The organism is Rheinheimera tangshanensis (assembly GCF_014645135.1).
GTDB classification, from domain to species: Bacteria; Pseudomonadota; Gammaproteobacteria; order Enterobacterales; family Alteromonadaceae; genus Pararheinheimera; species Pararheinheimera tangshanensis.
Window position 1 is genome coordinate 42,831 of the sequence record NZ_BMLH01000005.1, and the last position, 25,443, is coordinate 68,273.

The window sequence follows — 25,443 nt, forward strand, 5'->3', positions numbered from 1 at the left end:
TGTTAAATATGAAAAAAATGAACACTCTTGCTGCAGCGGTGTTTGCTGCTACGCTGTTCAGCACTGCTGCAATGGCACAAGATACTTCAGCTGTTGATGCTGCAGTTGCTCAATACCCAACGCTGGTTACTCAGTATCAGGCTCAGGGTATGTCAGCTGCTGAAGCTGAAGCTGCTGCTGCACAAACTGTGGAAGCGAACCTGCAAGCTTTAATTGCTGCTGCTCCGGATGATGCAACTAAAGAAGCTTTAGTTGCTGCTGCTCTGGAAGCTGCTGCAACTATCGGTGAGTCAGCTGTATCCGCTGTAGCTTCTGCTGCTGCAGCTGCTGGTGTATCAGCTGATACTATCACTGCCATCGCTGCTGCAACGCCTGGCGTGAACGTTGCGACTGTTGCTGCAGCTACTGCTGCAGGTCCAGGTGCTGGCGCAGGTGCAGGCGCTGGTGCGGGCGCGGGTGCTGGTACAGGCACTGTTGGTGCTCCTGGTGGCGCTGGCTTCGGCGGCGGTTCAGGTGGCGGCGGCGGTACTGCTTCAGGCAACTAAGAGCTGTAACTGTTCAGTTATATGAGGGCCGCAAGGCCCTTAGTACTTTTTACCCTGATACATTTTGAGTATCGGTGCGATATGGAAAGCGCTCCCCGATGGCTACACGACAATATTTGTTTTCTCTGATCCGAGCCTTGTGTTGTTTCACCCTGGTCTGGTGCCCTATTCCTTTGGCAAGTAACAGACCCTGGGCATGGGCTATTCTTGAACTTCTGATCCTTGTTATTTTCAGTCTGCATTTAATTTCCGTCTATCGTGGCCGCTCTCCCTGGTTCGCCGGACTCTGGCAACAGCTTAGTCTTTTACCTTTTGTCGCCATACTGGCGGTGCTTGCTGCGCAGCTTTGGTCTCCGGTGTCCTGGTTAAGTACTGTGGACCCGAATCAAACAGAAATTCTTTGGGTTAAAACGCTGTGTTATGGCCTTTTTGCCTGGATGATCAGCAGCTATTTCCGTACAGACAGCCAGTTGAAGCTGCTGTGTTACATCATTGTTGCCAGTGGTGTATTTCAGGCCAGTTATGGTGCTATCCTGAATTTACAGGGCGCTGAAACGTCCCCCATTTTTGGCGTGCCCGAAGGCAACAGAGCCCGTGGATCTTTTGTTTATCAGAATCATTTTGCCAACTATTTGGCGATGACGCTGGCTTTGGGCGTGGGCTTGTTGATGGCTGAATTATCCAGCCGTGCTATGCAGTGGAACTGGCGTAATATCAGCCGTACTGTGCTGGAATCTATGCTCAGCACTAAAATTTTGTTGCGTCTGGCTTTGGTGATCATGGTAATCGGCCTCATCTTAAGCCGCTCCCGTATGGGCAACGCTGCCTTTTTCACTGCCCTGTTGGCAATCTCTTTGTATGCCATCTGGTTTTACAAAAATAAACCTGCACTGCTAAAACCTCTGGTGATCAGCATTTTTATACTGGATATGATTGCGGTAGGTTCTATTTTTGGTATTGAGAAACTGCAACAACGTTACGAAGAAACGTCGTTTTCATCTGAAACCCGTGACGAAGTTGTGCAGGATAGTCTGCCGATAGTGGCTGATGCGCCCTGGTTTGGTCATGGCGGTGGCAGTTTTTATACAGTGTTCCCTGGTTATCAACCTGGCCACTACTCAGCTTTTTATGATCACGCTCATAATGAATACCTGCAGTTTGCGATTGAACTGGGAGTTCCATTAACTGTCTTGCTTGGACTTTGGTTGTTGTGGATGCTGTGGCTGAATTTGCAAACCATGAGGCTAAGACAGAATAAACTCAGCAGAGGCATAGCGTTCGGCTGTTCCATTGCTATTGTTCATATGTTGATCCATAACCTGGTGGATTTTAATTTACAGGCACCTGCGAATGCGGTGCTCTTTATCACAGTGTTGTGTCTGAGCTGTATTGTATTTACGCGACAGGACAATAGAGGAATAAGTTCCACCCAGCCTGAAGCCTGAGGAACAAGGGATGTCTGTTTTTCGGCTGGATTTGATTTAGCAACCATTGAGTTGCAAGGATTGCACATTATTATGGGGAACTTGTTCGGGTTGTCACGTCGCCGGTTTTTACAACTGTGCGTGGCAAGCCCTTTGCTTTTGACTGCGGCTTCGGCCTGCGGCAGAAAAAAAGATTTTAGCCTTGGGGTGTATCAGCACCCTGGTCATGAAGCTTTTTATATCAGCGATCATTTCAATTTATTGCCCGATAACGTAATGCTGCGAAAAAGCCAGTCGGCAGAGGTGATTGTCAGTGCCATGCTCGCAGGTGAGCTGGATGCAGCCACTCTTGCACTGGACGAAGTGCTGACTTGTTTGGCCGCAGACATACCTTTGCAAGTGATCCTTATTCTTTCCCGCTCTTGTGGTGCAAATGTTTTGTTGTCCCGCCCCGAGCTGACCAGCGCAGCACAACTGAAAGGCAAAATCATAGCGCTGGAATCTCGCGCAGTCTCTGAGTTATTGCTTGAACACTATTTGCAAAAATCCGGTTTGCAACGACAAGACATAGAAGTTGCTTATCTGCCTCAGCTCAAACAATTAATGGCATGGGAAAATGGCCAAATTGATGCGGCTATCAACACGCCTCCGGTGTCGCATTACATCGAACGTACCGGTGCAAAACGGCTGTTTGATAGCAGTCAGTGCCCTGCCCTGATGTTCCAGGTGCTGGCCGTCAGAACAGACAGGGTGAACCTGCTTAGTGACATTCCGGCCCTGTTACTCAATAGCTATTATCTGGGACTGGATCATCTGCGGCTATTCTCCGGCGATAGCCTCAGGCGAACGGCCTTCTGGCGTAATCTGACGTTAAGTGAAACTACAAATTACTTTGCCAGTGTGCAGTATCCTGGTTTGGCTCAAAACATTGCTTTGCTGTCAGAGTCGGACGCCCTACACAAAGCGATGCAGCAGCTGATTCGCTTTATGCCCGCAGCGGCGCAACCCAAAATCTATAGCCCCGCTTTATTTGATACCGCAGCTTTACGTCAATTGGTGTTGAACTGATGAAGAACCTGATCTTTGGCCTGTTGTTGCTGTTCTGGCTACCGGCACCGGCATCTGCTTTAACAATCCGTTTTGCCGTAGTTACGCAAGATGCCCAACACAGTATGCAGCACTACGGTGCACTGCAGCTTTTCCTGCAAGCCCAGCTGGCGCCGGATCAAGTGCAACTCCTTGCTATTGACCCTGCTAACCAGGATTTAAACGATATCCAAAACAAAGCAGATTTTCTGCTAACGGACCCCTACCATTACCTTAAACTAAAAGCCAAAGGTGCGGTGCGAGCTCCACTGCTAAGTCAGGTAACCTTGACCAAATCAGGTCAGTTTGATTTAGCAGGCGGGGTGATTTTTTGTCTGGCGTCGAATCCGCTCTGTGATTTGAGCTTTATCTCTCAGGCGAGGATCGCAACTGGCGGTCCCTCTTCATTTTTTAGCTATGTTGCTCAGGTAAAGGAGCTAAAACAACTGGACATTCAGTTGCCTGCACATAAGCTCAGTGCAGCCAAATCTGATCAGGCTGTGGTGGCCGAAGTAAAAAATAAACAGGTGGACATAGGTTTTGTCCGAACTGGCGTGCTGGAGAAGCTGATCGAACAAGGCCAGCTGACCGCCAATGAAATAAAACTGCTGAACAAGCAGGAACTGGCAGAACTACCAGTGCAAAGCTCCACCCGCCTTTATCCAGACTGGCCGGTAGTGATGATGCCCACTGTACAACCCGCCTTAGCCAGCCGGATGATGGCTGCGCTGCTGGCATGGGAAACACAAGCCAGAACTGACGGATCCTCAGAAGCTTTTGGTGCTGCAGCTGATTATCAGCCGGTTGAATATACCTTGCGAGAGCTGTCTTTGCCGCCTTATCAGGCAGAAGGGAAAAGCAGTTATCTGCATAGCTGGACTGATCACAGAGCAACTCTGGCCTTTGTTGTGGCACTGCTGGTGTTGCTGCTGACGCTGTACATTGTATCCAGACAGAAACAGGCCAGACAAAGCCTGGTCAACGACAAGTTGCAACAGTTGAACCAACAACTGATGTTGCACAAAACACAGATGAGTACAGTGCTGAATAATACAGTGCATGTGCTGTTGTTTGGTTTGGATATGCAAGGCCGTGTTGTGCATTTTAATGACAATGCGCTGAAGCTTCTGCAGATCACTGCAGATAGCTTACAAGGGCAGTTTTTGATTGACTGGTTGCCTGAACCTGAGCAGAAATCAGTAGTGCAAACAGCGATGCAACGCCTGCAGGATAAGCCTCAGGAGACTGTTGTGCTTAGCCTTAAGATACAGCTGGCCAGCGGCAAAGAATTGTATCTGGATTCCGATTTATTCCGTTTGCCCGGAGCGTCTGCTGAAAGTCCTCACTTTGTATTGCTCTGCACTGACGTGAGCCGGCGTCACTGGATAGAAAAACGTCTGCAAAAAAGCTTTAAACGGCTGGATCAACTGATTGAGCGCAGCCCTTCTGTGATTTATGCCTTCGACCCTATCACAATGCGGCTGAATTACATTAGTCCAAACTGCTTTACGATGTACTTAAAAAGCTCCATGGAAATCATGCGGATGGCCAATTGGTGGAATTTATCTGTGCATCCGGATAACCAGCAATTGATTGCGCAAAAGTTTATGGACTGGGCCAGCGCTGGTTACCCTGGTGTGCTGAAATACAGCTGTACTTTGGAACGTAATGTGGCTCATTCAGGACTTTATGCAGAGGATCCGCAGCTGAAACATCAGTTGATCTGCATTGAAAACCAGTTGTGTGCCTTGCGAGACGAGCAAGGCCATGTCACTGAGGTCATAGGCTCACAATTGGATATTTCGGAACGTCACCATGCACAAATGAAGCAAGAGCTGGCCGCCAGCGTATTTATTCAGGCCCGGGAAGGCATTTTTATCACAGATGCCAGTGGCACCATTCTGGATTTAAACCACTCCTTTTGCCGCATTACCGGCTATACCGAAACTGAGGCATTGGGCCGCCATCTGGCACTTCTGGTAGCTTCGCAGTCGGATAAAGAGTATTTCGAAGCCTTATGGCAGGAACTGAGCCGGGCTGGTTTCTGGGAAGGCGAAATACAAGGAAAACGCAAAACCGGTGAATCTATCGTGTTAGCGCTGACGATTTCCGTGGTGCGCGATGTGCAGCATCAGGCCGTGCATTATGTGGCTTTGTTTTCTGATATTACGGTGCAAAAAGCTCAGGAAGATAAGCTCCGTGTTATTGCCCATTTTGATGCGCTGACTGGCTTACCCAATCGTTTGTTGTTGAAAGATAGAATTGCGCAAAATATGGCGCTCACCAAACGCAAAAAGAAACTAATGGCCGTTATTTTTATTGATATCGACGGTTTCAAAGAGGTGAATGACAGTTTGGGTCATGAAGCCGGTGACTGTTTGCTGGTTGAACTGGCCAACAGGATGCGTGGTTTAATGCGCGAAAACGATACACTCGCCAGATTGGGCGGGGATGAGTTTATTGCTTTATTAACCGAATTACCCAGCGAAGCTGATTGTATTCCGCTGATCGAACGTTTGCTCCAGAGCGTCAGTCAACCTGTTGATCTGCAAAAACAGCAGGCTAAAGTCAGCGCCAGTATTGGTATCACCTTTTATCCGCAGAAAAAGCCAGTGGATGATGCCACGTTAATAAGACAAGCCGATATGGCGATGTATCAGGCTAAACACTCGGGCAAAAACCAGTACGCGATTTTCAGCAACTCGGACAAAGAACTCGTCAGTTAAAAATGGGGTCAGATCACATTGTTAACTGTTAACAATGTGATCTGACCCCATTTTCATTATTCGATGAGGATTGGATATTTCAGGTAATGCTGATCGTAGTATGGCAAACGCTGATACAACCATTGCAGCTTGGCTTGTGGGTCAGCAGAGAGCTTTTTGTCTTGCTTCAGCGCTTCGTCAAATTCTGCTTTGAGCTTTTTGTCCTGCTTCAGCGCAGTCTCAATCAGCGGCACTATGGCGTAGGTTTCAAAGTATTCAACCCGCTCAAACATACCCAGCATATAACCCCAGCTGAATAAAGAGTCTGGCGCTGTAGGTTCCAGTAAGGCAACAGCCAAAGCGCCTAACGGCTGATCGGTACTGACCCGGATTGAACCAGCTGGTAAGCGGATTTTTTGCCAGTTACGGCTAAATTCAGCTTTGACTGCAAAACGTCCTTCAAAAGGTTTGTTGGCAAACTCGTGTGAAGTGGCAGTTAATTGCTGTAACTGAATGGTTTTTGGTGATTTTAAACTAGTAAATTGCACACCATGCAATGCCAGTTTGGCAATAACCTCTTGCTGCTCTGGTGGGATCCAATAGGCTTTTGGCACGTCAATTTCAGCAGCAGGTTCTTTTTCCCAATACACAGGTAGTTGCTCATAATTCAGTGGTTTACCTGTCCAAGTTTGATAAGTGACACCTGTGATCGGATCTTTTTTCTGTACGGCTTCCACACCTTTAAATGCAATATAATCAGGGGTTTCACTGGCTTTCCAGGCGAGTATCTGACGTTCTGGCCGCGCATTTTCATCGGCTTTTTTCGCCAGTTTCAGCACAGTACCTTGTTGCTGTAGCAGTTTTAAACTTTGCTCCAACAAGACATAAGTGCCTAACACCCTTTGCTTATAAGGCTTTAAGCTGTGATTTTCCACCAGTACTGTTGGGATATGACGCAAGTCACCATAGCCATTGGAAAAACGTGGAGAAGAGGTAGACCCAGCCAGGCCTTTACTGAAATCTGCACTGTTATGAGCAAATACCAGCGGACCCGGAATATGACCTGCAGCTGTGAGCGCCTGATCTACTTCAGGGCGGAAACTACTGGCAAGCCAACTGGCCGCGTTCGGGCTTAAAGCAGCAAAAGGCTCGTTAAAACCATAAGTGATGTCGTACTGGTAATCTTCACCGTCTGTTACATGGATATCCAGATACAGATCCGGTTTATAGCTATTGAGTAGTTTCAGTAGCGCCTGCATTTCAGGCGCTTCAGCTTTCATATAGTCACGGTTTAAATTCAGGTTTTGTGCTGTTGCACGCCAGCCCTGCAATTCAGGCCCGCGTTGATTCATGCGGTTGTATTTACCGCTGCGCTCATGACCATCAACCGAAAAAATTGGAATAAACAGCAAGTTGACGTCTTTTAACAAATCCGCTTTATCGCCATGCGCTATGTCACGCAGTAGCATTAAACCCGCATCTTTGCCGTCAATTTCACCACTGTGAATACCAGCCTGCGCCAGTAACACTGGTTTATTGTCCCGCCCTATCATGTCGGGATCAGTGCCGGCTTTGACCAGATAAATAGCACGGCCCTGAGGGCTTTGCCCTATCACTTCAAGCTTAATCAATGAAGTACTGGCCGCCAGACGTTGCAGATAGTTGATCGTAGTTTCGTAGTCAGGCGTTTCAGACAAATCAGACACTTCAGCTGGGGTTACCCAGGGATGCTGCGCAGGTTTAATCAGACTTAAGGTCGCACCTTGCCAGTCAGGTAAAGGCGGCAGATGGTCAGCAGCAGTAACAGAAAAGACAAAGCTGCATGCCAGAGAAAGGGCTAGTTTTTTCATTCGAAACAAATCCGTTTTTGGAGCTTTAAATCATATCGCCACAGTTTTTACCACTAACAGTTCACACATGCTATAGCTATACGCAGATAAACTTAAAAATGGGGTCAGATCACATTGTTAACTGTTAACAATGTGATCTGACCCCAATTTTATTTAGGTTTTGGATGGGATCCGATAGATGGAGCAATACATCAGAGGTAAAAACAGCAAGGTGAGAATGGTACCAAAACCCAGTCCAAACATAATGACTACTGCCATACTGGCGAAGAAGTCATCGGTGACCAAAGGCAACATCCCCAAAATAGTAGTGATAGCGCCCATAGAGACGGGACGAACCCGACTAACTGCGCTGTCGTATACAGCCTGATAAGGCGCCAGCCCCTGACTTAATTCGAGTTTGATCTGATCAAGTAAGACGATGCCATTTTTCACCAGCATACCTGACAAGCTTAAAAAGCCAAGCAAGGCTAAAAAGCCAAATGGCACATTGACTGACAATAGCCCCAACGTCACACCAATCAATGCCATAGGCACACAAGCCCAAATCACCAAAGCGTCACGCATTGAGTTGAACAGCAAGACCGTAATAACAAACATCACCAGATAGCCCATAGGCAGCGAACTGAACAAAGCCTTTTGCGCTTTAGTCTGAGCCTCCAGTTCTCCACCCCAACTCAGGCTGTAACCAGTAGGCAGAGGTATAGCTTCGATTTGAGGCCGCACTCTTTTCAATAAAGAGGCTGCGGTGTCATCACTTAAAATATTATGATCGACCATCACAGTGACAGTGCGTTTACGATCACGCCGCATAATTTGTGGGTCTTCCCACTCCAAAGCAAAACTACTCACCACCTGACTGATCGGGATATAGCGGTTTAACTTAGGGCTGTAGACCTGCAAATCTGACAGCGCATCAACACTTTGCCGTTCTGAATCCGGCGCTCGGGTGATGATCGGCAGTAAGTGTGTGCCGTCACGATAAATACCCACAGTACGGCCATTCACATGGGTCAGCAGCACATCGTCGATATCCTGCTTACTGATCCCCACTCTGCGCGCTAAAGCTTCATTAAACTGAGGCCGGATCACTTTGACTCTGTTACTCCAGTCATCGCGTAAATTACGGGTGCCTGAATCCTGCGCCATAATGGCCTTAGCCTGCTCAGCCAGTTGTCGTAGCACATTAGGATCGGCACCACTAAAACGGGCTTCGAGTTTAGCAGCTGTGGAAGGCCCCACATCCAGCCGTTTTAATTTGTGCCTAAGTCCTGGATGTTGGTCATCTATGTAGGAGCTGACATCCGCCATACGGCCAGAGAGCAGCGACTTGTCCTGCACCCGCACCACCAGTTGACTGTAGGCTGCATAAAAACGTTCGGGCTGATAGGTCAGCATAAAACGATCAGCACCACGGCCTGAGGTTAAAGTAACAGCTTCTACCCCATCTAACGACTTTAAGTACTTTACGACGTCCAGAGCTTCAGCATCGGACTGTCGAATATCAGTCCCAGCGGGTTGCCATAAATCCACCAGAAAAATCGGAGTATTGGATGCAGGGAAAAATACTTGTTTGACCTTCGCAAACCCCATAACTGACAGCACTAACAATAGAATCATTAGCGCATAACTTAATACTCTGTAGCGCAACACTGCGGTTAGAACTGCTCTGTACCCCTCGAAAATAAAGCCCTGATAAAGTTCAGGCTCAGCCTGCTCTTGTTCAGATCCGGCTTTGAGTTGTTCTTTAAAAAACAAACTGGCGAAAAACGGGGTCAGGGTAATAGCAGTCACCCAGCTCAAGAGTAAACTGACCAATAACACCCAAAACAAACTACCAGCAAATTCCCCCGTTGCATCACTGGATAAACCTATAGGAGCAAAAGCGGTGATCGCTATGACGGTCGCACCTAACAAAGGCCATTTAGTTTGTTTGACGATGGCAGAAGCCGACTCACTGATACTCAGCCGTCTTTGCATGCCAATTAAAATACCTTCGGTGATCACTATGGCGTTATCCACCAGCATGCCCAACGCTATAATGAGCGCGCCTAAAGACACCCTCTGCAGTTCAATTTGCATTTGCTGCATAAAAATAAAGGTGCCCAGCACAGTCAGCAGTAAAATAAGGCCAATTAAAAAGCCACTGCGCAGCCCCATAAACACCAGTAGTACCACGATCACTATAGCAACCGATTCCACCAGGTTTAGTACAAAGCCTCCGACCGAAGCTTCCACTTCGGCAGGTTGGTTATAGATGGTATTAATATCCATACCTACAGGACGAGCGTAGTCCAGCTCTTTTAGGCGGGCAGTCACCAGAGCGCCGACATCGACGACGTTAACCCCCTGGCTGAACGATACGCCAAGAGTCAGGGTATTTTTACCATCGAACTTTAAGATCTGACTCGGCACTTCCTGCACGTCTTTGTAAACTTTGGCGACATCACCTAAATAAATCAGCTCTTTGGCTGCTGGATTGCTAATGATCAGCTGTTCCAGCTCTTGCACTGACTGAAACTCACCTGTAGGGTGAATTCGGATCCTGTCAGGCCCGAGGCGCAAAGCGCCGGCATTACTGACCACATTCTGAGTTTGCAATAAGCTGGCAATTTGTGTCGGTGGAATGCCTAATGAAGCCAAACGGGAACGGGATATTTCGACTACGACTTGTTCCTGTTGCCGACCACTGACAGAGACTTTACCAACCCCATCAACCAGCACCAGCTCACGACGTAAAAAGTCGACATAATCCCGGATCTCTTCGTCGGAATAGCCTTCGCCGGTGATGGCATATAACATGCCGTATACATCACCAAAGTCGTCATTGACGACGGGCGCCTGCACCCCAGGAGGTAACGCTGGGGTTAAATCATGCACCTTACGACGCAGTTCATCCCAAATTTGCTTTAGCTCTTTGGCACGATAAATACCTTTCATTTCCACCATAATTTGCGAGGTACCACTGGTGGAAATAGAAGTCACGTGATCGACATAAGGTAATTGCTGAATCGCATTTTCAATCGGATAACTAACCTCTTCTTCTACCTGCAAAGGTGAAGCGCCAGGGTAGGACGTGATAATCAAAGCTTGTTTTAACGTGAACTGTGGGTCTTCCAGTCGCCCCAGACCAAAATAGGCCATGGTGCCACCTATCAGCAGAATAAGGGTGACCAGCCAGGACGAGGTTTTATTTTTTATAAAATACTGAGCGACATCCATACCTTACAGACCCCGCTCACGTTGCCATGGCCGTACTTGCTGGTTCTCCGTTAGTTGATTTACACCAGCAGTGACGATTTGATCTCCAGCGGCTAAACCAGATAACACTTCGATCCCCTGCTCTGTTAAACGCCCGACAGTCACAGCTCTTCTGTTGACTTTGCCTTCGTTAAAAACCCAGACAAAACGTTCTGTAGCATCCACAGGCTGATCATTAGCCGCAAATACCGCTGTGGCAGGCACCACGACTGCGGAAGCCTGAGCGCGCATCAGTTGGCTCATATCAGCCACGACGTTGGCCGTCATGCCAGAGAGCACATTAAATTCTTCCGGTGCCGGCATACTAAACACCACTTTAAAGCTGTTGGTGGCGCTGTCCGCTCTGGTATCCCATTCTTTAATACTGGCTTTGTAGCTTAAGCTGGGGTATGAATCAAAAATCACATCAGGCTGATAACTGATGTCTTTTTTCACCAGCGCTATCACATCCTCAGGGACCTGAATGACGACGTCCACCATACCTTTGAGTTGTAATTCCAGAATGGCTTGCTGAGCGGCGACGTTCTCATGATTCTCAACTAAAGAACGTGACACTATGCCGCTAAAAGGCGCCGCCATTTCGGTGTAGGACAAATTGGTCTGAGCGGTTTTTAAATCAGCTTCCGCTACTTGCAACTGGGCCTTGGCCTCATCGTACATTGCCTGCGATACCAGCTTTTGGCCTATCAAACTGGCCGCTCTGTCAAACTGCGCTTTGGATAACTGATAACGGGCCTGTGCCTGCTCTACCTTCAATTTAAAATCAGTGGCATCTAAACGGGCTAACACATCGCCTTTTTTCACATCCTGACCGGGCCGGATAGAAAATTGGGTGAGTTTACCGCTAACCCTAAAGGTTAGACGGGCATTTTCAGTAGGCTCGACTATGGCAGGGAACTGGCGAATTAGTTTTTGCTGACCATCCTGTACCAGATGCAATTTCACTGGCCTGTTCTGATTTTGCTGTACAGGTTCTAACGGCTTGGAGCAGCCTGCAACAGCGGCCACACACAAAAGCGCACTTATCATCATCTGTTTGGACATGTATACCCTTCCCTTTTTCTTGCTACGCAGCTTCTTTTATCGTTGCACTATACAAAAGCACAATTAACATTAAAATTTATATTTATTTCATTTCTACATAAGAATAATTGATGAACCTGACTCAGCTTTATATTCTCGATGCAGTCGCCAGCAGTGAAAGCCTGCTGCAGGCCGCGATAAAACTCCATAAAACCCAACCAGCATTGAGCATGGCGCTGAAGAAGCTGGAACAGGAATGCGGTTTTACTATAGTGGATCGGAGTCAATATCGCCTGCAATTTACTGAAGCTGGACGACGTTTTTATCAACAAGCTCAACAACTTCTGCATCAAAGTGCTCAGTTGAAGTCTTTAGCTCAGCATTTAAGCCGTGGAGCTGAAGCTAGTTTGCGCCTGGCTTTTGATGAAGCTGTGGATCTAACCCCCTTTATGAGCGCGATACGACAAGCGCAGCAACAATTTCCTCATACCGAGTTGTTGTTAAGTTGCGATTACCGGCTGCAAGCGCTGGAAAAGCTGAAAAACCAGCAAGCGGATTTGGCAATCAGCCCCTGGTATCCAGTGTTTATCAGTTTGGGCGACTTTGAAGCTGTTGCCATTGGTAGTTTTGATATTTTATGTGTTGCCAGCCCCGAGTTTTTACAACAACTGGGGGAGCCTTTAACTCATCAGGCGCAATTGGCAGAACTGCCTCAACTGGTCGCAAATTCAGAAGCGTTAAATTTTGATAGCGGGAAATTATTGCCCTTGCAGTCGGCACGGCGGGTCAAAGTCAACAACAGTTTATGTATGAAACAAGCCCTGTTAGCTCATTTAGGCTGGGGCATGGTGGCACGTCACCAGGTGGCGGATGAATTAGCTCGCGGTGCTTTGGTGCAGCTAAAGCCGATGGAATTTCCAAAGTTGATTCAGGGGGACGTGGCGCTGGTACGGCATAAAGATCAACAACTGGGCCCGGTAGCAAAAGCCATCTGGCAGCAATTGACTGCAAGTTAATTCATCAGAAAAGACTAAGGAGCCTTGCGGCTCCTCAGTAAAATCATTTTGCACTAATTTGCCCTAAGTAGTTGGTGTTGCAGCTAGGCGGCAAGACATCGAGCCCCCAGAAGCATAGCTGACCATGCGACTGGGGCGAGATGCCTCAGCCAACAACGCTGCGGCGCCAAATACAACGGGTAATAAGATTAGAAGCGGTAGCTTGCGCCTACTTGATACACATCATCACCAGTTTCCAGCGCATCAAAAGCAACGCTGGCTGATAACGACAAGTTTGGCAGAGCAAACCACTTAGTACGTAAGCTCAGGCTATCTTCGCTTTCGCTTAATACACCATCAGAAATCCACTGATAACCTACACCGGCAGAGAAGTTTTTACCGAAGTAGTAATCCGCACCTACACCATAGCGGGTGGCAGAATCATCGCGGTAATCCAGGATATTGGCTTCCAGGTTGATCATATCCCCAGTGCCTAAATCCCATAACTTTTTAGTCATCACACCATAGTTTGTGCTGCTGCCACCTTGATCCGGGCGGCTATGCTCAAAAATAGCACCCACTAACCAATCGTTGCTGATGAAATAACCTACAGTACCATCTACTTCCTGATAGTCTGTGCCACTGTAATGCAGCCATTCCAGCTTACCGTAGAAGTTATGGCTTTGGTCCATATACTCACCACCCACTGACCAGCCGTTTTGATCTTCAGAATCAGCTGACAAACGAGATAAAGTACCGAAAACACTGGCGTTTTTATTGATAAATGCAGCTTCAGCGCGCGGCGTATTGCCTGAAGTGTCTACTGCATTAAAGAAATACTGATGCTTCAGTTGCCACAGATCCAAATCAACACCATTGATCTCACTGTTGCCATAATCGACTGAAGATTCATTTTGATAGCTGTTCGCTGCTGCACCGGTTGACACTACAGCGATAAGTAAAGCGAGCATAGAACGTTTCATAAGTACTACCTTTTGGTTGAGAAAACGCAGGCAGTGTAAACTTCTGAAAGTTAATGCTCTCTGAACGAACCTGTAAATAAATGTATAAATATCAAACAGATAACCATATAAAACAGGAAAAATCCGATGGATCTGATTAAATCTCCAGCAAAGCTTCGCGTAAGTGATGAATTTGATCGCGCAATTGCGCTGCCAGTTCAAACTCCAGATCTTTGGCATGCTGCAGCATTTTTTGCTCCAGTTGCTTAATTTCAGCCTGCAGCTGATAAGGTGTTTTGCCTTTGGCCAGTTTGATTTTTTCCGCTACTTTCGGCAAATCGGCGTCCTGGCCCAAGTCCATCACATCTGACACTTTCTTCTTAATAGCAGTTGGTGTAATACCATGCAGTTCGTTATAAGCGATCTGTTTCGCGCGCCGCCTTTCAGTTTCATCGATAGCACGCTGCATAGAACCAGTAATGCGATCGGCGTACAGTACTGCTTTACCCGCCAGATTACGCGCAGCACGTCCCATAGTTTGAATAAGCGACCGCTCTGAACGTAAAAAGCCTTCTTTATCAGCATCCAGTATTGCCACTAACGACACTTCCGGAATATCTAAACCTTCCCGCAGTAAGTTGATACCGACCAGTACATCAAACACACCTAAACGCAGATCCCGGATAATTTCCATCCGCTCGACAGTGTCTATGTCCGAGTGCAAATACCGCACCTTGACGCCGTGGCCCGCTAAGTAATCGGTTAAGTCTTCTGCCATCTTTTTGGTCAGCACTGTGACCAATACCCGCTCACCTAATTTGGCGCAGCGCATAGTTTCCGACATTAAATCATCCACCTGAGTCGCCACAGGACGGATTTCAATCACAGGGTCTACCAAGCCCGTCGGCCGCACCACCTGCTCTACCACTTCACCAGCCGATTGTTTCAGCTCGTAATCTGCAGGTGTCGCCGAGACATAAATACGCTGCGGTGCAATAGACTCAAATTCATCGAACTTCAGCGGCCTGTTGTCCAAAGCGGACGGCAGACGAAAACCATAATTCACCAGGTTTTCTTTGCGCGACCTATCGCCTTTATACATAGCGCCAATTTGTGAAATGGTGACGTGCGACTCGTCGATAAACATCAGGCCATCGGCCGGGAAATAGTCCAGCAAAGTTGGCGGTGGCTCGCCCTCAGCTCTGCCCGACAAATAACGTGAATAGTTTTCGATGCCTGAGCAATAGCCCAGTTCCACCATCATTTCTAAATCAAACAAGGTGCGCTGGCCGATACGCTGCTCTTCTATCAAACGGTTCTCAGCAAGCAACTGGGCGCGGCGTTCTTTCAGCTCTACTTTAATCCGCTCTGTCGCTTCGAGAATTTTCTCTCTTGGTGTGACATAGTGCGTTTTTGGATAAATAGTGTAGCGGCTCACTACTTTTTCGACCGAACCTGTCAGCGGGTCAAATAAACTGATGCGCTCAATTTCTTCGTCAAACAGCTCAATACGCACTGCGATTTCATCCGACTCAGCCGGAAATACGTCAATCACATCGCCACGCACCCTGTAGGTGGCACGCTCAAAGGCCGCATCGTTGCGGTTGTATTGCAGCTCGGCCAGACGACGCAGGATAGAGCGCTGATCAACGATGTCGCCTACTTTCAGATGCAACAGCATCTTCATATAAGATTCAGGGTCACCCAAACCATAAATAGCAGACACCGAGGCGATAATCACAACGTCCCGTCTTTCCATCAGCGCTTTGGTGGCGGACAAACGCATCTGCTCTATATGCTCATTAATAGACGCGTCTTTCTCAATAAAGGTGTCACTGGCCGGTACATAAGCTTCTGGCTGGTAGTAGTCGTAATAAGATACGAAGTACTCTACCGAGTTATTCGGAAAAAACTCCTTCATCTCACCATAAAGCTGAGCTGCCAGAGTTTTATTGTGCGCCATAATCAAGGTAGGTCGGTTTACCTGGGCTATCACATTCGCCATAGTGAAGGTTTTACCTGAGCCAGTGACCCCTAATAAGGTTTGATGGGCTAAACCAGACTCCAGGCCATCCACCAGTTTAGCTATAGCAGTAGGCTGATCGCCCGCAGGCTTATAATTGGAGACTAATTCAAAATCGCGGCTCATCAGGATTCTCCACTTAAAGTTAAAGCTGCCAGTTTACGTTTGAACCAGTAATACGCCAGACTAGAGGTAAATGCATTGGCAATCAGTCCACCTGCGAACACCCCGACTACGCCACCGAGCAAACCACCTACATAGGCAAAAGGTACATAGAATACAAAAAGCCGGATCACACTCAGTTGTAATGCATTCAGGGGTAAATGCAGCGCATTAAAAGAAGAGTTCGTCAGAATAATGATACCTTGCAGGCCATAACCTAAAGGCAAAATCCAGATAAAGTAACGGATATACTGAGCTACTAACGGATCTTCAGTAAAAACATCTGCTACCAGCCAGGCACTTGCGGCTAAGCCCAGATAAACCAAAAACTGCCATCCAAGAACAAATCGGATACAACTTCTGTAAGCCGTATGAATACGATCATAAGCACAAGCGCCGTAGTTCTGACTGACAAAAGGCGGCAAGGTCATAGAAAGCGCCAGCACTACTAAAGAAGCAATGCTCTCAATACGGGCACCTACGCCAAAAGCCGCCACTGCTTCGGCGCCATAACTGGCCATTAAGGCCGTTAAAATAGCCATTGCCAACGGAGTTAACATATTGGCACCCGCTGCGGGTAAACCTATATGCAGAATTTTTCGGCTGATGGTAATAAATTCAGCAAAAGGCTGATGCCCCGTATCGATCAGTTTGCGACGCACCATCAGTAAATACAAAATAAGACCAAAACCCAACAACCAGGAAATCAGGCTGGCCAATGAAGCTCCGGCCACCCCCATAGCTGGCACCGGACCCCAGCCAAATATCAGAATAGGATCCAAAACCGCATTTAACAGACCGGCACAAGCCATCAGAATACTGGGCGTTTTAGTGTCCCCTGCCGCTCTTAAGACGGCATTGCCAATCATAGGGGTGATTAAAAACACCGCACCAAAAAACCAGATATCCATATAGTCGTGGATAAAAGGCAAGGTATCTTCTTTTGCTCCCAACAAACGGAATAAAGGGTCTATGGTCAGGTAACCCACTATAGATAAGGCAATGACTAAATAAGCAGATAACCATAACGCCGCCAAACCATCACTACGGGCACTTTGTTCATCACCACTGCCTAAGGCTCTTGCGATCACAGCCGAAGTACCAATACTCAGGCCAATAGCTAAGCTGATGACGGTAAAAGTAACAGGAAAAGTAAAACTGACAGCTGCAAGTTCTGCAGTGCCCAGCATACTGATAAAAAAGGTGTCGACCAGATTAAAGGACATTAAGGTGATCATGCCAAACAACACAGGCACCGTCATTTGTTTCATCGTGGCCTGAATATCACCTTTGAGCAGATCAGGACGTTTCGAAGTGGATTGAGTCATAACAGTCAGCTTAAGCGCAAGTGGCGCTATTGTAGAGAAAAGTAACAGACGGCACTACCAGCAATGCGACCAAATTGGTGTAAAACTGAACAAGAAATAGAAAAAATGTTCACAATCTGCTTTTACAGAGAAATTTTGTTTCTGTCCTGTAGTTTTGCATAAAGTTTCAGTTGTTTCAGATTTGTAAGCCTTTGTTTTATAAAGCATAAAAAATTAGTCGCAAACCTATTGATCTGTCGCTAAGCCTTATCTGTTAAGGCTTAGCATGCCCATCAACACAACAACTCACAGACTTATCCACAGATTCTGTGGGTAACTTACGCTAGCCCTTTAGTGGCCTGACTTTGGCAAAAACCAATGCCGCCACGGACTAACGAATAGCTTCTGCATATGCAAAATTCATAGTTGCACAGCTTTTCGACCAGGGTTGGCTAAACAAACAGCAAGTAAACTTCTTTTATGAAAAAGCACCGGGCAAAGTGTTGACAGTGTTTAAGACGGGCATTAGTATTGCGCCCCGTTGCAGAACACAGTTCCTCAGTAGCTCAGCCGGTTAGAGCGGCGGACTGTTAATCCGTAGGTCGTTGGTTCGAGTCCAACCTGGGGAGCCACTGTAGTCTCAACATATTATTTCAGTTCCTCAGTAGCTCAGCCGGTTAGAGCGGCGGACTGTTAATCCGTAGGTCGTTGGTTCGAGTCCAACCTGGGGAGCCAACTGAAATAATCACAATTTGATAACCGTATACAATTCCTCAGTAGCTCAGCCGGTTAGAGCGGCGGACTGTTAATCCGTAGGTCGTTGGTTCGAGTCCAACCTGGGGAGCCACCTCAAGTACATCTTGTTTCCTCTCTTAATAGTCTCTTTTCCTTAGTGTTTTTTTCTGAAATAACTTAAGCTTACTTTTCGATGTTCAAGCGTGGACAAAAAATTCAGTATGGGTTGCCAGCTATGAAGTCTCCATCCTTTATTGCCTTAAGTCACTGGGCTGCTGCTTTGGTATCGGCACTGCTGGCGCTTTGGTTGTTTTGGTTTGCTGCAGCTCAGCAAATTCAGAGTTTATATCAGCTGCATTACAGTGCTATTCAACAAATGTTAGCCAGCGATCTGACTGGCGATACCAAAATTCTGACCCGTCAGCTGAGCAGCAGTTTTGACCTGCCTTATTTAAAAGTCAGCCAACTGGATGGAGTGGTGTTACACGAACAAAGCAATACTCTGCCTGAACACGCCTTTTCTTCCTGGATCCTGACGCAGTTTGATCGCCCTTTGACTCCTGCCTCAGTGAAAGATCAAGCCCATAATTTACAGGTCGAGTTTTTGCCGCAGTTAGCTGAGCAACTCAGTACGCTTGAACTCTTTAGTTTGTTTTTATTTTTTGGTCCACTGCTTTTGGGTGTCTTGCCTTATTACCTGCAACCAAACCGGCCAAAAAAGCCCAAAGCCCTGCCCCCTCATCCGATAGAAGCGGCTGTGCAGCAGGCTCCAGCTGTAGTACAACCATTACAACCTCAAAGCACCACCTCTGGTACTGACTACTTGCTGGAGTTGGCGCTTTATGATCAATTGACCTCTTTACCAAACCGACAACAGTTTGTGCGTTATTACGAACAGCAACTCAAAGCGGCGAATGCAGTGCATCAGTCGATATTTTTATTGGTCCGTTGCCATGCGCTGCCTCAAATTAATCATAAACAAGGTTATCTTGCCGGTGATTTATATATCAAAGAGATGGCTGACTTATTGAAGCAACTGCCGCAACTCAGTGATGAAAGCCCGTTATTCCGTTTAAATAACACAGACTTTTGTGTGTTGTTTCCACAAATGACCACAGAACAAACCGAAGAGCTGGTCGTGCTACTGCAGCAAAATTTCGACAGCTACCAACAGCAAAAACAACTGGATTCAGTGGCGTTAACAGGTTTAGTACAAGTGGCTCAGGGCAAACCTTTGGGTGAATTGCTGGCGATGGCGGATACCGCTTTAGGTCTGGCAAAAACCAAACAAAGTAAGGCCAATAAACAAACGAACCTGTGGTATCTATTTACCGATAGTCAGGAGCAAACAGCAGAGTCGTCCTTTAGCACGAAGAACTGGCGCAGTTTAATTGACGATGTGCTGCAAGGTCAGCGGTTAAGTTTACTGGCACAGCCTATTCAACCACTGAATAAAACCAGCAAAACCTATTCCGAATTATTAGTGCGTTTTCGCAGTAACGAAGATCAACTGCTGCCTACCGCTCTGTTTTTAGATATGGCGCAAAAACTCGACAAGCTGATTGAGATAGAGCAGTTGATCATAGAGCAGGCGCTGACTTTGGTTGCCAATACTCCTGGCCAAATATTTGGTTTGAATCTGTCCGCTCATGCGGTGCAAGACGAAGGCTTCATCAGTTATCTGGAACGACGTTTACTAAAAGAAACTGAATTAACGTCACGGCTAGTGTTTGAAATTAGCGAATGGGGTTTGCAACAGAATCTGAAACTGAGTAAACGCCTGATTGATATGCTGCATCAGTGTGGGGCCAGAGTTACAGTAGAAAAATTTGGCGCAGGTATTACGTCTTTTAAATTTTTCCGCGATTTAAAACCTGACTTTGTCAAAATGGACGGCAGCTACACCCGACAAATCGAAGAGGATAAAAACAACCAGTATTTTGTCCGGCTGATGGTTGATTTGGCGCATAGGATAGGAGTGGCAGTGTTTGCTGAAAATGTTGAAACGGCGGCCGAAAAACAAATGCTGGAGTCATTATTAATTGACGGGATCCAGGGGTACTACCTCAGTAAGCCTGCACCATTGGAATAAAGCTTCTCACAACAATCTATCTGAACCACACTACCGTATAAACAAACAACATCTGAGTGCCGGCTTGTCCCGGCCCGTCAATGGACACAGCGGTTTCGTGTAGACGGGCGGGTACAAGACCCACCCCTACAGTTGATTGATTTTAATTAGAATTATTATAGGGGCGGCCTTTATGGTCACCCACAAATCCTGCATCGATTGATTTTGAGGTGAATTCTGCTAGGTCAGTAGGCTCAGATAAGAGCAATTCGCGTTCAGTGCTGTTGTTTCAGACCTTACAAAGCTTCATAATAGCGCGACTTTTTTCTGGGGTTCTTTTATGTCGGAATTTTTGCTGTTGCTGGTGAGCACTGTACTGGTGAACAACTTCGTACTGGTGAAGTTTCTCGGCTTATGCCCTGTGATGGGTGTATCAAAAAAACTCGAAACCGCTATCGGCATGTCAATGGCCACCACTTTTGTGCTGACGTTAGCCTCACTCTGCAGTTATCTGGTGGACTATTACATATTGCAACCACTGGATTTGCTGTACCTGCGAACTTTGGCTTTTATTCTGGTGATTGCTGTTGTCGTACAATTTACCGAGATGGTAGTACATAAAACCAGCCCGGTGCTGTACCGCCTGTTAGGTATTTTTTTACCACTGATCACCACCAACTGTGCGGTATTAGGGGTGGCAATTCTGAACGTGAATGCCCGCCATGACTTTTTCTCTTCCGTGGTCTATGGCTTTGGTGCCGCGGTTGGTTTTTCTTTGGTCTTGATTTTATTTGCCGCTATGCGTGAACGTCTGGCTGCTGCCGATGTGCCAGTTTCTTTTAAAGGCGCCGCTATCGGCATGATCACTGCGGGTTTAATGTCGTTGGCCTTTATGGGCTTTACTGGTTTGGTGAAGGTGTAAATGTCTATTATCACAGCCCTCTGGGCTCTGGGTATTCTGGCGCTGATTTTTGGCGCTGTGCTGGGATACGCCGCTATCCGCTTCAAGGTGGATGCTGATCCGCTGGTTGAACAAATTGATGAGATCTTACCTCAAACTCAATGTGGTCAATGTGGTTACCCTGGCTGCCGGCCTTACGCCGAAGCAATAGCCAATGGCGACGACATCAACAAATGTCCGCCGGGTGGCGATGCGACTATTAAAAAACTGGCCGATTTAATGGGCGTTGAAGCCAAGCCTTTGGACGCAGCACAAACTCCGGCGGTCAAGCGTGTCGCTTTTATTCGCGAAGACGAGTGTATTGGCTGTACTAAATGTATTCAGGCCTGCCCTGTTGACGCTATTGTTGGTGCATCCAAGCAGATGCACACTGTGATTGTCGACGAGTGCACTGGCTGTGATTTATGTGTTGAACCTTGTCCTGTGGATTGCATAGACATGGTGCCATTAGCCAGCAGTATTGAGCGCTGGAAGTGGGACTTAAATGCTATCCCGGTAAAAGTGCTGGAGTCGTAACTTGCCTACTTTATTTCAACACATCCAGGCCGGAAAAGTCTGGGACTTTCACGGCGGTATTCATCCACCAAGCCGTAAAGAACGCACCAACCAAAAACCTGTAGCGCTTTTGGATATTCCTGACCGTTTATACATCCCACTGCGCCAACATATTGGCGTAGCTGGCAAAGTGCTGGTAAAAGTCGGCGATCGGGTGCTCAAAGGTCAGGCTTTAACTCAAGCCGATAATGCCATGGCTGTGCCTGTGCATGCGCCAACCTCTGGCATAGTGCAGGCGATTGAACTTCATACCAGTGCCCACCCGTCGAGCTTAGCTGAACCTGCGTTAGTACTGGCGCCGGATGGCATGGACGAATGGCGCCCTCGTAAGCCTTTAGATCCTGAGCAAGTGGATGCCTATACTTTGCTTGAACGTATTCAGGAATCAGGTATCTCCGGTATGGGCGGTGCGGGTTTCCCGACTCATATTAAAGTGAACGTAAAACAACCTGTTGATTATCTGATCATTAATGCAGTCGAGTGTGAACCCTATATCACAGCCGATGATCTGCTGATGCAGGAACGTGCCAGCGACATTATTGCCGGTATTGAAATTTTGGTAAAACTGTTAAGCCCCAAAGCAGTGTTAATAGGGATTGAAGACGATAAGCCAATTGCAGCAGCTTCGTTAAAAGCAGCCATAGGTCAACGTACTAATTATTTTGTTCGCGAAGTACCGACCAAATACCCTTCTGGCGGCGAGAAACAGTTGATCCAGTTGCTGACTAATAAAGAAGTACCAGCAGGTCGCAGGCCTTTAGATATCGGTATAGTGATGCAAAACGTTGGAACTGCTTTTGCGATAGCACAAGCGGTGCTGGATGATATTCCGCTGATCCACCGCGTCGTAACAGTCGCAGGCGAAACTTTAGCGCAACAACAAAATGTGTTGGCGCTGATAGGCACTCCTATCTCCGACTTACTGAATGCCTGCGGATTTCAGCCTGAACCGCAGCAGCGCATCATTGTTGGTGGCCCGATGATGGGTTTTGCCATAGCAGACTGGTCCGTGCCTGTAGTAAAAACCACCAATTGCATTTTAGCGCCCACCGAAAACGAATTAGGCGCAGCCAGTGAGGAAATGGACTGTATTCGCTGTGGCGCTTGCGCTGACGCTTGTCCAGCCAGCCTATTGCCACAACAACTATTGTGGTACAGCAAAGCCAAAGATCAGGACAAACTGGCGGAATACAATTTATCTGACTGCATTGAATGTGGTGCCTGCGCTTATGTCTGCCCCAGCGAAATTCCGCTAGTGCATTATTACCGTGTTGCTAAGGCAGAAATACGTGAAACTCAGCGTGAAGCCTTAAAAGCTGAACAAGCTAAAGCTCGTTTTGACGCCCGCACTGAACGTTTGGAACGCGAGAAACAAGAACGTCTGGAACGTAACCAGCAACTGGCCGCTCAGCGTGTCGCCCAGCAACAGGCTAGCGGTTTGGCCAGTCAAACCGCAGCGGCGGTGCAACAAGCCTTAGAACGTACTCAACAGCAGACTGCGCCAGCTCTGGACAAAGAACAAATTATTGCCGAGCGTGAACGGAAAAAAGCCGAAGCTTTGGCTTATCAACAGCAGAAACAACAAACCCAAACCGCAGAACCGGCTTCGGTTCAAACCTCAGAGCAGACTGAAGATCCACGTAAAGCTGCAATAGCTGCAGCTTTAGCCCGCGCTAAAGCGAAAAAGCAAGCAGAAGCTCAATCTGAAGTAGCGGCAGAATCGGCTCCTGCAGAGACAGCGGCTTCTGATGCCGATGCGAAAAAAGCCGCAGTGGCTGCAGCTATAGCCCGGGCTAAGGCGAAAAAGCTGGCAGAAGCTCAATCTGAAGAAGCTGCCGAACCGGCTCCAGCAGAGACAGCCGCTTCTGATGCCGATGCGAAAAAAGCCGCAGTGGCTGCCGCTATAGCCCGTGCTAAGGCGAAAAAGCTGGCGGAGCAACCCCAGGCGGAAACAGCGCCTGCGTCTGAAGTGGCAGAGCCCGTTGCAGTGCCCACAGAGTCAACGCCTGAACAAGATGCAAAAAAAGTCGCTATTGCAGCCGCAATAGCCAGAGCCAAAGCTAAAAAACAACAAAACAGTGAGCCGTTATGAGTTTTAAAATCGCCAGCTCTCCGCACCAGCACAGTCAAAAAAGTACGGCTCAACTGATGAAACTCGTTGCACTTGCCGCGCTGCCTGGTATCGCCGTACAAGCATACTTTTTTGGGTATGGCGTGCTCATTCAATTGGTGCTCGCGAGCGTCACAGCACTCTGCTGTGAAGCCGCTGTACTGGCTATTCGTAGTAAAAAAATCAAAGTTAAACTGCTGGATCACAGCGCTTTAGTTACAGCCCTTTTGCTGGCGGTTGCCATTCCTTCTTACGCCCCCTGGTGGCTGGTGGTGATAGGCACTGCCTTTGCCATTATCGTTGTAAAACAATTATACGGCGGCTTAGGTCATAACTTGTTTAACCCTGCCATGGCAGCTTATGTACTGCTGCTGGTGTCCTTTCCTCTGCCCATGACCAGTTGGTTACCAGCAGCTCCCGTACAGCACGTCACTGTAGGCCCACTTGATGCTGTCTGCGCTATTTTCACCGACTTTAGCTGCAGCGGTTACAGTGTCAGCCAACTCCGTCAGGATGCGGACGGCATCAGTATGGCGACGCCTTTGGATACTTTAAAAACTGATCTGTCGCAGGGTTACACCACCGCAGAAAGTTTAAAAAAACCTGTATTTGGCTGGTTGTCTGGTGAAGGTTGGTTTTGGGTCAATTTGGCTTATTTGCTCGGTGGTTTGTTTTTATTGCAGCAAAAAGTCATTCAGTGGCGCATTCCAGTGGCTGTATTGGGCTCGTTATTTGGTTGCAGTCTACTGGCATGGCTGATTTCCCCCGATACCAATGCCAGCCCGATATTCCAGCTATTTTCGGGTGCCACTATGCTGGCAGCATTTTTTATTGCCACAGACCCGGTATCCGCCTCCACCACTGAGAAAGGCCGCTTGATTTTTGGTGCTTTAATAGGGGTCTTAGTATTTTTGATCCGCAGCTACGGCGGTTATCCGGATGCTTTTGCTTTTGCCGTCATGCTGGCCAATATGACAGTGCCTTTAATTGACTACTACACCCAACCACGCACTTATGGCCATAAACACAAAGGAGCGCGCTGATGCTAAGTTCTGTTGGTAAAAATGCGCTGTTGCTTGGAACTGCGGCTGTACTTTGTGTCTTTGCAGTAGCCGCTGTCAATGAAATCACCAAAACAGAAATTGAACAGCAACAGCTCGCCAGTAAATTGAATACTTTGGTGGAAGTTATGCCAGAACTTGCAGGCAATACCGACATACTGAAGGACTGTGTCGCGGTGCTCGATACCCAGTTATTGGGAAAAGATGCTAAACAAAAAATCTACCGTTACCGCACGGAAGGCCAGCTCAAAGCCTATTTGATGGAGACCACAGCACCAGATGGTTACAGTGGTGCTATTGAGGTGTTGGCAGCTATTAGTCCAGACAGCGAAGTGATTGGGGTACGGGTTCTAAGCCATAAAGAAACACCAGGCCTTGGCGATAAAGTAGAGCTGCGTAAAACCCCTTGGATACTGAGTTTTAATGGCCAGACCGTTGCTTCTGCCGAAGATAAAAGTTTTGCGGTCAAAAAAGACGGCGGTCAGTTTGATCAGTTTGCCGGTGCTACTATTACGCCTCGTGCTGTTGTAAAAGCAGTGAAAAACGCTGCAGTTTATATTCAGCAACATCCTGAACTGGCCAGCTTGCCAGCCGATTGTGGAGCCTGAAG

Annotated in this window: 17 protein-coding genes and 3 tRNA genes; 14 read left to right on the forward strand and 6 right to left on the reverse strand. The window is 47.6% G+C overall.

The window, feature by feature from the left end; all coding sequences use genetic code 11:
- Window positions 1-8 precede the first annotated feature (8 nt).
- The 4 genes from IEW88_RS10855 (at window position 9) to IEW88_RS10870 (ending at window position 5,781) form a co-directional block, all read left to right on the forward strand.
- Window positions 9-545 carry a hypothetical protein gene (locus IEW88_RS10855; protein WP_185148603.1) on the forward strand — a complete coding sequence of 179 codons (537 nt, stop codon included), beginning with the start codon at window positions 9-11 and terminating at the stop codon, window positions 543-545.
- 98 nt (window positions 546-643) lie between these two features.
- Window positions 644-1,990 carry an O-antigen ligase family protein gene (locus IEW88_RS10860; RefSeq protein WP_147904448.1) on the forward strand — a complete coding sequence of 449 codons (1,347 nt, stop codon included), beginning with the start codon at window positions 644-646 and terminating at the stop codon, window positions 1,988-1,990.
- A 72-nt stretch (window positions 1,991-2,062) separates the two neighbouring features.
- Window positions 2,063-3,037: an ABC transporter substrate-binding protein gene (locus tag IEW88_RS10865; RefSeq protein WP_147904447.1), complete on the forward strand. Its 975-nt coding sequence runs from the start codon at window positions 2,063-2,065 to the stop codon at window positions 3,035-3,037.
- The gene (locus tag IEW88_RS10870; RefSeq protein WP_147904446.1) at window positions 3,037-5,781 is read left to right on the forward strand and encodes a diguanylate cyclase domain-containing protein; all 2,745 of its coding nucleotides are present in this window, start codon (window positions 3,037-3,039) and stop codon (window positions 5,779-5,781) included. Before IEW88_RS10865 ends, IEW88_RS10870 begins: the two co-directional genes overlap by 1 nt.
- 56 nt (window positions 5,782-5,837) lie before the next feature.
- Here IEW88_RS10870 and IEW88_RS10875 read toward each other — a convergent pair whose 3' ends face one another.
- From IEW88_RS10875 to IEW88_RS10885, 3 genes are all read right to left on the reverse strand, one after another.
- Entirely contained in the window at window positions 5,838-7,610 is a 1,773-nt protein-coding gene (locus IEW88_RS10875; RefSeq protein WP_147904445.1) for a M14 family metallopeptidase, read from the reverse strand.
- 153 nt (window positions 7,611-7,763) lie between these two features.
- Entirely contained in the window at window positions 7,764-10,829 is a 3,066-nt protein-coding gene (locus tag IEW88_RS10880; RefSeq protein ID WP_147904444.1) for an efflux RND transporter permease subunit, read from the reverse strand.
- 3 nt (window positions 10,830-10,832) lie between these two features.
- A complete protein-coding gene (locus tag IEW88_RS10885; protein ID WP_147904443.1) occupies window positions 10,833-11,912 on the reverse strand; it encodes an efflux RND transporter periplasmic adaptor subunit in 1,080 nt (359 codons plus the stop codon).
- Between the two features lie 110 nt (window positions 11,913-12,022).
- Between IEW88_RS10885 and IEW88_RS10890 the strand changes: the two genes are divergently transcribed.
- Window positions 12,023-12,907 carry a LysR family transcriptional regulator gene (locus IEW88_RS10890; protein WP_147904442.1) on the forward strand — a complete coding sequence of 295 codons (885 nt, stop codon included), beginning with the start codon at window positions 12,023-12,025 and terminating at the stop codon, window positions 12,905-12,907.
- A gap of 188 nt (window positions 12,908-13,095) precedes the next feature.
- Here the strand turns inward: IEW88_RS10890 and IEW88_RS10895 are convergent, their stop codons facing one another.
- The 3 genes from IEW88_RS10895 to IEW88_RS10905 all read right to left on the reverse strand — a co-directional run bounded on the left by IEW88_RS10895 (window position 13,096) and on the right by IEW88_RS10905 (window position 17,361).
- Window positions 13,096-13,869: a putative porin gene (locus tag IEW88_RS10895; protein WP_185148602.1), complete on the reverse strand. Its 774-nt coding sequence runs from the start codon at window positions 13,867-13,869 to the stop codon at window positions 13,096-13,098.
- Between the two features lie 136 nt (window positions 13,870-14,005).
- Window positions 14,006-15,997 carry an excinuclease ABC subunit UvrB gene (gene uvrB / locus IEW88_RS10900; protein WP_147904440.1) on the reverse strand — a complete coding sequence of 664 codons (1,992 nt, stop codon included), beginning with the start codon at window positions 15,995-15,997 and terminating at the stop codon, window positions 14,006-14,008.
- Window positions 15,997-17,361 (reverse strand): MATE family efflux transporter, encoded by a 1,365-nt coding sequence (locus IEW88_RS10905; RefSeq protein WP_147904439.1) that lies wholly within the window; start codon window positions 17,359-17,361, stop codon window positions 15,997-15,999. The genes uvrB and IEW88_RS10905 overlap by 1 nt, the downstream gene beginning before the upstream one ends.
- A 534-nt stretch (window positions 17,362-17,895) precedes the next feature.
- Between IEW88_RS10905 and IEW88_RS10910 the strand changes: the two genes are divergently transcribed.
- From IEW88_RS10910 to rsxG, 9 genes are all read left to right on the forward strand, one after another.
- Window positions 17,896-17,972 (forward strand) — tRNA-Asn (locus IEW88_RS10910).
- 26 nt (window positions 17,973-17,998) lie between these two features.
- A tRNA-Asn gene (locus IEW88_RS10915) sits at window positions 17,999-18,075 on the forward strand.
- 35 nt (window positions 18,076-18,110) lie between these two features.
- Window positions 18,111-18,187 (forward strand) — tRNA-Asn (locus IEW88_RS10920).
- A 123-nt stretch (window positions 18,188-18,310) separates the two neighbouring features.
- Entirely contained in the window at window positions 18,311-20,167 is a 1,857-nt protein-coding gene (locus tag IEW88_RS10925; protein WP_185148601.1) for an EAL domain-containing protein, read from the forward strand.
- A gap of 319 nt (window positions 20,168-20,486) precedes the next feature.
- Window positions 20,487-21,068 carry an electron transport complex subunit RsxA gene (gene rsxA, locus IEW88_RS10930; protein WP_053424623.1) on the forward strand — a complete coding sequence of 194 codons (582 nt, stop codon included), beginning with the start codon at window positions 20,487-20,489 and terminating at the stop codon, window positions 21,066-21,068.
- The gene (gene rsxB, locus IEW88_RS10935) at window positions 21,069-21,623 is read left to right on the forward strand and encodes an electron transport complex subunit RsxB (RefSeq protein WP_053424622.1); all 555 of its coding nucleotides are present in this window, start codon (window positions 21,069-21,071) and stop codon (window positions 21,621-21,623) included. It begins immediately after the preceding gene.
- Between the two features lies 1 nt (window position 21,624).
- A complete protein-coding gene (rsxC, locus tag IEW88_RS10940) occupies window positions 21,625-23,754 on the forward strand; it encodes an electron transport complex subunit RsxC (RefSeq protein WP_147904437.1) in 2,130 nt (709 codons plus the stop codon).
- A complete protein-coding gene (gene rsxD / locus IEW88_RS10945) occupies window positions 23,751-24,815 on the forward strand; it encodes an electron transport complex subunit RsxD (protein ID WP_147904436.1) in 1,065 nt (354 codons plus the stop codon). The genes rsxC and rsxD overlap by 4 nt, the downstream gene beginning before the upstream one ends.
- Window positions 24,815-25,441: an electron transport complex subunit RsxG gene (gene rsxG, locus IEW88_RS10950; RefSeq protein WP_053424619.1), complete on the forward strand. Its 627-nt coding sequence runs from the start codon at window positions 24,815-24,817 to the stop codon at window positions 25,439-25,441. Before rsxD ends, rsxG begins: the two co-directional genes overlap by 1 nt.
- The last annotated feature ends 2 nt before the right edge of the window (window positions 25,442-25,443 follow it).

Bases quoted from the DNA above. Each gene is read 5' to 3' on its own strand.
- IEW88_RS10855 (WP_185148603.1), top strand. From the start codon at position 9: ATGAAAAAAATGAACACTCTTGCTGCAGCGGTGTTTGCTGCTACGCTG.
- IEW88_RS10860 (WP_147904448.1), top strand. From the start codon at position 644: ATGGCTACACGACAATATTTGTTTTCTCTGATCCGAGCCTTGTGTTGT.
- IEW88_RS10865 (WP_147904447.1), top strand. From the start codon at position 2,063: ATGGGGAACTTGTTCGGGTTGTCACGTCGCCGGTTTTTACAACTGTGC.
- IEW88_RS10870 (WP_147904446.1), top strand. From the start codon at position 3,037: ATGAAGAACCTGATCTTTGGCCTGTTGTTGCTGTTCTGGCTACCGGCA.
- IEW88_RS10875 (WP_147904445.1), bottom strand. From the start codon at position 7,610: ATGAAAAAACTAGCCCTTTCTCTGGCATGCAGCTTTGTCTTTTCTGTT.
- IEW88_RS10880 (WP_147904444.1), bottom strand. From the start codon at position 10,829: ATGGATGTCGCTCAGTATTTTATAAAAAATAAAACCTCGTCCTGGCTG.
- IEW88_RS10885 (WP_147904443.1), bottom strand. From the start codon at position 11,912: ATGTCCAAACAGATGATGATAAGTGCGCTTTTGTGTGTGGCCGCTGTT.
- IEW88_RS10890 (WP_147904442.1), top strand. From the start codon at position 12,023: ATGAACCTGACTCAGCTTTATATTCTCGATGCAGTCGCCAGCAGTGAA.
- IEW88_RS10895 (WP_185148602.1), bottom strand. From the start codon at position 13,869: ATGAAACGTTCTATGCTCGCTTTACTTATCGCTGTAGTGTCAACCGGT.
- uvrB (WP_147904440.1), bottom strand. From the start codon at position 15,997: ATGAGCCGCGATTTTGAATTAGTCTCCAATTATAAGCCTGCGGGCGAT.
- IEW88_RS10905 (WP_147904439.1), bottom strand. From the start codon at position 17,361: ATGACTCAATCCACTTCGAAACGTCCTGATCTGCTCAAAGGTGATATT.
- IEW88_RS10925 (WP_185148601.1), top strand. From the start codon at position 18,311: ATGAAGTCTCCATCCTTTATTGCCTTAAGTCACTGGGCTGCTGCTTTG.
- rsxA (WP_053424623.1), top strand. From the start codon at position 20,487: ATGTCGGAATTTTTGCTGTTGCTGGTGAGCACTGTACTGGTGAACAAC.
- rsxB (WP_053424622.1), top strand. From the start codon at position 21,069: ATGTCTATTATCACAGCCCTCTGGGCTCTGGGTATTCTGGCGCTGATT.
- rsxD (WP_147904436.1), top strand. From the start codon at position 23,751: ATGAGTTTTAAAATCGCCAGCTCTCCGCACCAGCACAGTCAAAAAAGT.
- rsxG (WP_053424619.1), top strand. From the start codon at position 24,815: ATGCTAAGTTCTGTTGGTAAAAATGCGCTGTTGCTTGGAACTGCGGCT.